Source organism: Streptomyces sp. NPDC090445 (assembly GCF_044769385.1).
GTDB lineage: Bacteria > Actinomycetota > Actinomycetes > Streptomycetales > Streptomycetaceae > Streptomyces.
In genome coordinates, this window is sequence record NZ_JBIVXV010000009.1 from 231,188 (window position 1) to 241,835 (window position 10,648).

General features: G+C 66.5%; 5 protein-coding genes. 4 read left to right on the plus strand and 1 reads right to left on the minus strand.

Features of this window, described 5'->3' with window-relative positions:
* Window positions 1–208 precede the first annotated feature (208 nt).
* The 4 genes from ACIQUT_RS20735 to ACIQUT_RS20750 are packed head-to-tail and all read left to right on the plus strand — an operon-like array spanning window position 209 to window position 8,430.
* Entirely contained in the window at window positions 209–2,359 is a 2,151-nt protein-coding gene (locus ACIQUT_RS20735) for a hypothetical protein (protein ID WP_403564423.1), read from the plus strand.
* 17 nt (window positions 2,360–2,376) lie between these two features.
* Window positions 2,377–3,999, plus strand: coding sequence for a type I restriction-modification system subunit M (locus ACIQUT_RS20740; protein WP_403564425.1), 1,623 nt, complete (start codon window positions 2,377–2,379; stop codon window positions 3,997–3,999).
* Entirely contained in the window at window positions 3,992–5,167 is a 1,176-nt protein-coding gene (locus ACIQUT_RS20745) for a restriction endonuclease subunit S (RefSeq protein ID WP_403564427.1), read from the plus strand. Before ACIQUT_RS20740 ends, ACIQUT_RS20745 begins: the two co-directional genes overlap by 8 nt.
* Window positions 5,164–8,430, plus strand: a complete 3,267-nt coding sequence (locus tag ACIQUT_RS20750) for a type I restriction endonuclease subunit R (protein WP_403564429.1) — start codon at window positions 5,164–5,166, stop codon at window positions 8,428–8,430. The genes ACIQUT_RS20745 and ACIQUT_RS20750 overlap by 4 nt, the downstream gene beginning before the upstream one ends.
* Before the next feature lie 81 nt (window positions 8,431–8,511).
* Here the strand turns inward: ACIQUT_RS20750 and ACIQUT_RS20755 are convergent, their stop codons facing one another.
* Entirely contained in the window at window positions 8,512–10,122 is a 1,611-nt protein-coding gene (locus tag ACIQUT_RS20755) for a hypothetical protein (protein ID WP_403564431.1), read from the minus strand.
* Between the last annotated feature and the right edge of the window lie 526 nt (window positions 10,123–10,648).

Genomic DNA, 10,648 nt, shown 5'->3' on the forward strand with positions numbered 1-10,648 from the left:
GGACAGTGCTACCAATGCGACTCTCCGCTTCTGTCGCGCGATCTTCAACCGGTTGCCCCTCCCGATGATCAATGCTTCTTGATAAGGGGGGTTATCAATGCGAGTCGCAGAATATTCGCTACTGCCTGTAGGCTTCTGCCACCCGCAGCACAGAGGCTCGTCTAGAGCCAGCCAGCGGCGGGCACGGGGGCCTACAAGAGGGGGAACGATGAGCGGTGCCGCGTCGGGCGACCTTCCCGCCATCCTGCCCGAGGAGCCGTCCTGGCGTATCGGTTACGGCGAGATCGCCGCCCTTGCGCAGGTGAAGCGGCCCGTCCCCACCACCTGGAGCCGGCGGCACCCCGACTTCCCCGCGCCAGTAGCCCGCGAAGGAGGCAGTCCGCTCTTCGATGCCCTGGAAGTCGTGGACTGGCTGATTCGAACTGGCCGCGGCAACGCGGACCCCCGGCACCTGCGGGCAGACGCGGTCCTGCACACGCTTTCCGCCTGGCGGGGCTCCGGCCTGTCCGCTCCCGTGTTGATGGGCGCGCTGACCTCCCTGATCTGCCTACGCCAGCAGCACGACTCTCCCGTCGGGGAGCGTGCCTGGGACAGCCTCCTGCACCAAGCCGCCGACCTCGATATGGAAGACACCTTCCTCCTGTCCGAGCTACGGGCCGTTCCCGACCCGGTGCACCTGGGGCCCGCCCTGGCTGCTCTGGCCGACGAACTGACCGAGGCGGCGTACAACCCCGCCGAGGCATTCGACTGGGTCCTGGATGCCCGCCGCCGTCTCGGCTCCCATGATCTGGCCGCCGACGAGCCCACCCCGGTCGTGACCCGTGGCCTCGTTGCCTTGGCCGGCATGAACGCCCTCGGCGAGGAGTCCGTCATCGCCACCCTGTACGCGCGCAGCGGCGACCTGCTCGCAGCCCTGCACACGGCGGCACCCGAGGGCTCCGGTCACACCTACCTCGCGGCCGACCCCGACCCCACGCTCGTCCGTCTCGTCCGGCGTCGGATGCTCGTCCGGGGGGTCTATGAGTTTGCGCTCGATGTCACCGAGGGCGAGGAGCTGCTCACGGACGTCTGGGGTGATCCCGACCTGCTGGTCTGCGCCCTCCCGTACGAGGCGGGGGAGACCCGCAGCGCGCGCCAGGTACTGGAGCGTGTACAGGACCTCGCCGACTATCTTGGCGACGGCTCGACGGCGATCGTCCTAGGCCCTGCCGACGCGCTCGTCCGACCCCTCCCGCGCCATGGCGACGCAGATCGACTGCGTCGTTCTTTCCTCCGTGAGGGCCTCCTCAAGGCGGCGATCAGCCTGCCCGACGGAGCGTTCGCCTACCGTCCCGGCTACCGCACCGCGGTCTGGCTGTTGAACCGCACCCCGGAAGCCGAGCGCACCGGCCGGGTCCTCCTTGCCGACTACTCCACGCAGCCGCTCACCGAGCCGATCCTCGACAGACTCGCTGAGGATGTTGCCATCTGGCGAGCCACCGCCTGGCGTGGGGACCGACGGCACGAGCCTCGCAATGCGGCCATCGTTCCCGTGAAGGAGCTAGACGACCGGCCGGGCTCCGCGTTCACTCCCCAGCACCGCTCTTCCGAGACTCGGTACACGCGTACGGTCGCCGAGCGTCCCGCTCGTATCGGTGATGTGGAACGACGCATCGCGGAACTCGACGAGCAGGCCGTGACCCGAGCGGACGCGAAGGGGCCCCTGATAACCCGGGCCGTGCTGCGCCCCGATGACCAACCGGTACGCCGCACCACAGTCCGTCGCCTCCTCAAAGACCACCGACTCCGTCGCCGCCCCGGCCACCGCATCGCGCCCGAGCACATGGGGGCAGAAGGCCACTACGCGGTGATCGGACCGGACGAGATCCTCGGCAGCACACGTTTCGGCAGCCGCCGTATCGACCGGGGCCTCCTCCTCACGGCGTACGAACACACCCAGTTCACCGAACCCGGCGACATCGTCGTCACCGCCAGCCCGCGCTTCGGCGTCCACGTCGACGCCGAAGGGCTGTCGGTCGTCATGGCGCCCGCCCGCATCCTGCGCGTCCGCGCCGACGCCGACCCTCCGGTCCGGCCGCGGGTGCTGGCGGCGCTGCTGCGGGCTGCTGCCTCCGACCACGGCCGCACCAGCGGAGCCGTACGGGCCTCGCGCGGCATCGAGGACCTGAGCATCCCCGACTTGGGGCGCGAAGAGGCAGAGCGGTACGACGCCGTGCTCGCCGAGATCGAACGCCGGGCCGAGCTGCTGAGGGAACAGTCCGCCGCCCTCGACGACCTGGCCCGCATCACCGCCGCTGGCATGGCCGACGGCACTCTGACCATCCAGAACCTCCGCGATCTTCCCGGAACCGACAACTGAAGGAGATGGCCCACTCCATGCCACCGCGCACGAAGAAGCCCACCGAGCAGGCGGAGCTGTTCAGCGCCTCCACCGCCAAGGAGATCCAGGCGATCCTCTGGAAGGCGGCCGACAAGCTGCGCGGCTCCATCGACGCCGCCCAGTACAAGGAGTTCGTCCTCGGCCTCATCTTCCTGAAGTACGTCTCGGACGCCTTCGACGAGCGCCGCAACGAACTGGCCAAGGAGCTCGCCGAGGACGGCATCTCCGAGGACCAGATCGGCGACTTCCTGGAGGACCGCGACGAGTACACCGGTGCCCACGTCTTCTGGGTACCGGAGACCGCCCGCTGGTCGTGGATCGCCGCGAACGCCAAGAGCCAGGGTGTGGGCAAGCTCCTCGACGAGGCGATGGACGCGGTCATGCGGGAGAACGCCTCCCTGACCGGTGTCCTCCCGAAGATCTTCAACCGCGACAACGTCGACCAGAAGCGCCTGGCCGAACTCGTCGACCTCATCAGCGACGCCCGCTTCGGCGGCACCGAGGGCAAGCCGGCACAGGACGTGCTGGGCGAGGTGTACGAGTACTTCCTCGGAAACTTCGCGCGCGCGGAGGGCAAGCGGGGCGGCGAGTTCTACACCCCGCAGTCGGTGGTCCGGCTGATCGTGGAGATCCTGGAGCCGTACAACGGGCGTGTGTACGACCCGGCGTGCGGCTCGGGAGGCATGTTCGTCCAGGCCAGCAAGTTCATCGAGGCGCACCGCGGCCGGGGCCACAAGGCCGACATCGCCGTCTACGGCCAGGAGCTCAACGAGCGCACCTGGCGCCTGGCCAAGATGAACCTCGCCATCCACGGCATCGACGGCAACCTGGCCGCGCGCTGGGGCGACACCTTCGCCGACGACAAGCACCCGGATCTCAAGGCCGACTTCGTGATGGCCAACCCGCCGTTCAACATCAAGGACTGGCCACGGGACGAGGGAGACGCCCGCTGGAAGTACGGCGTCCCCCCGAGGAGCAACGCCAACTACGCCTGGCTCCAACACATGGTGTCCAAGCTGGGCGAGCGCGGCACGGCCGGCATCGTCCTGGCCAACGGCTCGATGAGCTCCCAGCAGAACGGCGAGGGTGAGATCAGGCAGGCGCTGGTCGAGGCGGACATGGTGGCGTGCATGGTGGCCTTGCCGTCACAACTCTTCCGGACCACCCAGATTCCTGCGTGCGTGTGGTTCCTGGCCAAGGACAAGTCTCCGCAGGGTGCAAAGCGGCTAGAGGATCGGCGCGGGGAGATCCTCTTCATCGACGCACGGAACATGGGCGAGATGGTCGATCGCACCGAGCGGGTGCTGACCGACGTCGACATCGCCAAGATCGCCGGAACGTATCACGCGTGGCGGGGGACGCCGTCGGCGCGTGCGGAGGGGCTGACGCACAAGGACGAGCCGGGGTTCTCTTTCTCGGCCGATCTGGAGACTATCCGCCAGCACGATTACGTTACGACGCCGGGGCGGTACGTGGGGGCCGTCGAGGGCGAGGAAGAGGACGCGGAAGCGGTGGCGGGGAGGATTGCCACGCTGACAGAAGAGCTGTACAGGCTGTTCGACAGGTCAGCAAAGCTGGAGAAGACGGTGCGGGAGCAGTTGGGGAGGGTCGATGTCTGAGCTTGTACTGGGCGACTCTCTGGAACTCCTGATTGACAACCGAGGAAAGAACCCCCCTTTCACGGATTCCGGAATTCCAGTCCTATCTGCAAAAGCAATCAAGAACGGCGGCATTTCATTTAAGGAGGCTCGGTTCATTTCTCGGGATACCTACACCCGCTGGATGCCCAACCCTCTCCAAAAATACGATGTCATCCTCACCTCGGAAGCCCCACTCGGTGAGTGTGCGCTTGTCGCCGACAATGAGCCGTTGGCAATTGCGCAACGCCTCTATGCGCTTCGCGGCAAGTCGGACGTCCTTGACGGTCGGTACCTTTATTACGCTTTGAAGTTCGAAACCGTGCAAGCCGACTTGCATAATCGAGCAAGCGGCACAACCGTTTCGGGAATTCGTCAGCCCGAGCTCCTTAAGGTGCGCATCCCCGATCCCGGCTATCCGCAGCAGAAAGCTATCGCTTCCGCACTTGGAGCACTGGATAACAAGATCGCCGTCAATGAGCACATCGCGACCACCACGGACCGGCTCGTCTCGGCGATGTTCTCGGCCTTGATCGCTAGCCGCTCGGCACCCGGCGAGGTCAAAATCAGCGATGTTGCGCTGGTCAACTCTCGATCGGTGAAACCGAAGCGGGAGGGAGCTGTACGGTACATCGATATCTCGAGCGTCGGTGTGGGCTTCTACGAGTGGCCGGACCGAATCGAGTGGAGCGATGCCCCCGGCCGGGCCCGTCGGCTGGCTCCTGCAGGTTCTACCGTGTGGTCGACCGTTAGGCCCAACCGGCGTTCCCACGCCTTGGTGCTGGACGCCGACGAGGACCTCGTATTCTCCACCGGACTGGCAGTCTTGACCCCTGTCTCCGTGGGACCGGCGTTCCTGTACGAGGCGACCAGGGCCCCGGAGTTCCAGGCGTACCTGGAAGGCACCGCGGAAGGTAGCGCCTACCCGGCGGTCCGGGCCGATCTCTTCAAAGAGGCTCCGCTTCCGTTCCCCGCGCCCGAGGAGCGGGAGAAGTTCGAGGAGGCTGCCATGGGGCTGCGGCAACGTGCGCATCAGGCGGTCGTCGAGTCCCGCACTCTTGCCGCCCTTCGCGACACTCTCCTCCCCCAGCTCATGTCCGGCCGGCTCCGCGTCAAAGACGCCGAGAGGATTGTCGAGGACCACGTATGACGTATCCCTCCGACGGTGACGACAGAAGGAACCACCGGCCCCACGAGTCCGACTGGGAGCTGCTCGCTCTTGATGAGCTTGCCGAGCTCGCCTGGGAGAGTGCCTCCGGGAACGAGTTTGCACCCGGTTCCGGGCACCGGAAGTCCTGGGACGATCTGACCCTGTACGCAGATCTTCGCGAGGCAGTGGAGCGGCTCAATCCTGACCTGCCGCTGGATGCCGTCCGGGATGCCGTCGCCGTTGCCGTGACGCCGACCTCTCAGGACACGTACGAGGAGAACCGCACGGCCCACGGTTACCTGACCGCCGGCATCCGGTCCGTCACGTACACCGACGCGTTCGGCGCCGAGCACAACCCCACCGTCCGACTCGTCGACCTCGACGACCCGGATGGGAACGTGTACCGCGTCCTCAAGCAGGTAACCGTCATCGACGGTGAGAAGAACCGCCGCTTCGACCTCGTCTTGTACGTCAACGGCCTGCCCCTCGCTGTCCTGGAACTCAAGCGCGCCGGTGACGAGGACGCCACGCTGCAGGATGCGCACTCCCAGGTCGCCCGCTATGTCAAGGAGTTCCCGACCGCCTTCCGCTATAACGCGGTTGTTCTGCTCTCCGACGGCATCACCGCCAAATACGGCACGCCGTTCACCCCGTACGAGCACTTCGCGCCGTGGAATACGGACGATCTCGGCCAGCGCGTCGACCTGCTCGACGCCGAAGGCATATGGGAGTCGGGCCAGAACCTTGCACTCCACGGCCTGTTCACCCAGGACCGCTTCCTCACCCTCATCGGGTCCTTCGTCAACTTCGTGCCGTCGAAGCGGATGAAGCGGATCGCCAAGCCGCACCAGTACCACGCGGTGAAGTGCGCGGCCAAGGCCGTGCGCGAGGCCGCGGCCAGCGACGGGAAGGCCGGCGTCGTCTGGCACACGCAGGGCTCGGGCAAGTCCGAGGAGATGGTCCTCACCACCACCATGGTGATGAAGGACCCCGCGCTGCTGAACCCGACGGTCGTGGTCATCACGGACCGGACGGACCTCGACGACCAGCTGTACTCGACGTTCCTGGAGAGCGAGATCCTCCCGGAGACGCCGAAGCAGGTCCTCACCCGGGCGGAGCTGCGCGAAGAGCTCGCGGCCAAGCGGGTCGGCGGCATCCTCTTCACGACGCTGCAGAAGTTCGGCCGTACCAAGGAGGAGAAGGAGTCCGGCGCGGACCACCCGCTGCTCTCCGACCGCCGCAACATCGTGGTCGTCGTCGACGAGGCACACCGCAGCCACTACGACAACCTTGACGGCTACGCCCGCCACCTGCGCGACGCGCTCCCACACGCCACACTCCTAGCGTTCACCGGTACGCCGATCTCCAAAGCTGACCACAACACGCGGGAGGTGTTCGGCAATTACATCGATAAATATGACTTCAAGCGCGCCGCCGACGACGGAGCGACGGTCAAGGTCTTCCACGAGAGCCGGGTGATCCGCCTCGTCCTGGACCGGGACGTCGACCCGACGGCGATCGACGAGGAAGCGGACCGGATCACCGATGGGCTCGACGACGTCGAGCGCCGCCGCGTCGAGCAGGCCGTCGCCACGATGAACGCGATGTACGGCGCGCCCGCCCGTATCAGGGACCTCGCCGCCGACCTCGTACGGCACTGGGAGACGCGGCGCACGGCGATGCAGCCGTTCGTCGGGGTCTCCGAGACGGGCGGCGCCACGGGCAAGGCGATGATCGTGTGCGCGACCCGCGAGATCTGTGTCAGCGTGTACGACGCCCTGTGCGAGCTGCGGCCCGGTTGGCACAATGACGAGGTCGACAAGGGCGCGATGAAGATCGTGTTCTCCTCGAACTCGCGCAAGGACCCCGACCGTCTACTCGCTCACGCACTGAGCGACAGCCGCCGAAAGACCGTCATCAATCGGGCCAAGGACCCCGACGACGAGCTGGAGCTGCTCATCGTCAACAACATGCTTCTGACCGGCTTCGACGCGCCACCCGTCCACACGATGTACCTGGACAGGCCGCTCAGGGGAGCCGGCCTGATGCAGGCCCTGGCCCGAGTCAACCGCCGTTTCCGGGGCAAGAAGGACGGCCTCCTCGTCGGGTACGCGCCGCTCACCGAGAACCTCCAGCGGGCCATCGCCGAGTACACCGATGCCGACCAGCAGGACCGTACGCTCGGCCAGGACCTCAACCGGACGCTGGACGAGCTGCGCAACGAGTACGACATCCTCAACGACATCCTGCGGGGCTTCGACTGGCGCACGCGCCTGGGCATGCCGTCCAAGACGGCGTTCATCGATGCGGCGATCCGGGCCGCGAACTACCTTCGTGACCCTCGTACGGCGGGCAACGACCCGGAGAAGCTCGACGACCCCCGCCAGACGCTCGGTCGGCGCTTCCGCGATCACGCGTACCGTCTGGAGCGGTTCTACGCGCTCTGTGGCAGCTCGACCAACATCGGCGAGCGCTTCCCGGACCACCCGGCCTGGCGGAGGGACGTCCAGTTCTTCGTCGAGGTCCGCGCCTACATGGCGAAGTACGACGCGATGGAGCGCGAGGCCCGTGGTTTGCCCATCGCCCGTGATGTCGAGCTGTACCTCGCGCAGCTGACGTCCTCGGTCGTGGAGACCGGCGGCGTGACCGACCTGCTCGCCGAGGCCGGCCTGGAGACCGCCGATCTGACGCACCTCAACGACGCGCTCGTCGCGAAGTTGCAGAGCAGCGAGACGCCGCACCTGGCGGCGGAGGCCCTGCGGAGGCTCATCGAGCGGAAGATGCGCGAGGTGACCCGGCACAACATCGTCCGGCGCACGACCTTCTCCGAGCGACTGCAGGACCTCATGGTCCGGTACATGCGGCAACAGTGCACGAGCGCGGAGCTCATCGCCAAGCTCGTGGAGATGGCCAAGGAGGTCATGGAGGACGCCCGGCGCGGCGAGAAGTTCGAGCCGCCGCTGGACTGGCGCGAGCTGGCCTTCTATGACGCCGTCGCCGACCATGGCACGGCGCGTTCGGTGATGGGCGACGAGGTGTTGGCCGGCATCGCCCGCGAACTGGTCGCGGAGGTCCGCAGCAAGCTCAAGCCGGACTGGATCGCCCGCGAGGCGGTCCGTGCCCGCCTGCGCAGTGCGATCAAGCGTCTCCTGGCTCGCCGCAACTACCCGCCGGACGAGGCACCCGAGGCCATCAACCTGGTCCTGAAGCAGATGGAGCATTTCGCCAACGAGTGGTCCACGAACGGCACCCCGGAGGACTGACCGGGAGCCGGAACCGGTGCGGGCTCGCTCTGGTGGTGGTCGGTCGCTCGATGCACCGCGACCGACCACCCCTGGCGGCCATCAGCCCCCGGTTGTACCGCGGCGCCATTCCTCCAGGACCAGCCAGAACTCACGAGGCCACGACATAGTCAGCGGATCGAAGAAGTAGTTCTCGGCCGAGGTCTCCCGCCACAACTCCTCGGCGCGCCTTACCTCGCCCGAAAGGCTGCGCGCCGTTGCGAGGTACTCCCGAGCAGCGCCGTAGTCCCTCTCCACCGCGGCAGCCACGAGGGCGGGCCACAGCTCCCAAACCAGGTGCTGTTGGAGTTCCCTCAGGTGATCACCTGCCTTCTGGTGGATGGTCTCTCCCCCGTCCTGGTTGACCTCGGTCAACTGACGATCGAGCTCATCAAACCGGTCGTTATCCCAGCCGTGCTTCTCCACGAGTCCCTTCCAAAACGACCAAGACCGCTCGGCTTTGGCACGCGCGCACTCTTCCAGTTCCTCCCGGGTCAGCCTCGGGAAGCCCGGATCACACGGCGCATCAGGGTCAGCGCTATTCGGTGTCGACTTAGTGTCGTTGCCATATCTGATCTGGGTCAGTTCCTCCAGTAGGCGGAGCGCGGATTCGACGTCCTCATCAAAGACCAGGCTGCAGATGGCTGTGACGTCCTGGGCGACCCCCTCCCCGTCGCTCTCCGCAATGTGATTGTCGAGCCCGTCGGCCAACCAATCGGCCGAACCCCGGCCGCGAAGGTCGTCCAGGATCTCCTCGATCTTGGAGTCGAGCCGTTCCACCACAGCCTCCGGAGTCTCCCGTGCACGCTTGGCTGCTGCTTCGTGTCGCGCACGCTCGGCGGCTTCTCGCTGTTGGTCACGTGCTGCCCGCACCGACGGAAGGCGGGTCTGTAGGGCGCGCATCCTCTCGGCCTCCTCCGGGGCAATCCCGTCCAACTTTTGGATGGCCCGCATACGGTGCCCGGCCTGGACGACCGGGTCCGATGCGACGCTGCACAACAAACTCGCCGCGTCCTCGGGAGCGCGTTGCGCAACAGCCATTGCCAACTCAAGACGGTCCGCACTTGCTGCATCCGAGTGCGCCGCAAGCCGCTCCACGGCCTCAGGTATGAAGCCGGCCGGGTGCTCGTACTCGGCCAGGGCAAGGCCGACTCTCATACGTGCAGAGAGCGGGGCGTTCTCATCATTGGCGAAAAGGTTCGCGGTCCACACGGCCCATCCCTCGCGCACAGCGTCCGCCAACCAGTTCCAGCCGTTCCTGGGCAGCAGGTTTCGGGCCTCCGAGTAGCCCGCATCATTCGCGCGGTGCACCAGAGCGTCGGCTGCCCGGTGACGCAGTCCTGCCGGAAGCCCTTTGGTGCCCGCGACATAGCAGAGACCGACGGTGTACTCGGCATAGGAGTAGGGCGGCCGGTCGACATCAACGCCGGACAGGCGCAGGATGCGCTGCAAATCCTCGTACCAGGGCCCTGGAGCCTTGACCACGAACGATGCCGCTGCCAGTGCCGCCCCACCGCGGATCTCACACGCGTGCAGGCTGGAAGCTCGCCAGTTATCGCCGAGCGAGTCATCGGCCAATCGGACCAGGCAGGTCAGGATGAAATCGTCGGGCGTTCTGTCTCGAGCCGGAACGTCGCAGTCCGGCAGTAGTTCGGGCCTCTCAACGCCCCGCATATTGCGCCCCCTTGATCGACAACCACGGGCATCCTAGCTCCGAAGCATCAGGCCCCTTCGGCGTCTCCCCCTCCGAGTGGGTAGGCCTGAACCAGCACGTCCACTGGCGCAGAGGCAACGTTGCCCAAGGATCGCCACGGCTGATGCGCTTGAAGAGTCGAGGCATGGGACTCGGGCGGGGCTTCATGGTCGAGACGGTTCTCAGTTCGGCAGGTCGCTCCCGCACTGATGCAACAGATGCGCCCGGCCTAGAAGGCTGCTGAAAATCTCGGGTTGTGGCCCCAGCTCGGTGGAGTTGGGGCCAGTCTTGTTGGCATGCAGGGAGAATGGGCCGGGGAGACGGTCGGGCCGGATGTGTGGGAGACCTGCCGGGAGTTGATTCCAGCGGGGAGTGTGTTCGCGTTCTTGGCGGAGCATCGTGAGGTGCTGTTGGGCCTTCCCCCGTGAAGGTGGGCACGCGGGGATTGATCACGCGGCGAGCGTGAGTTTAACGCTGTGGTGTCGGCGTTCGTATTCGTCGGGGCTG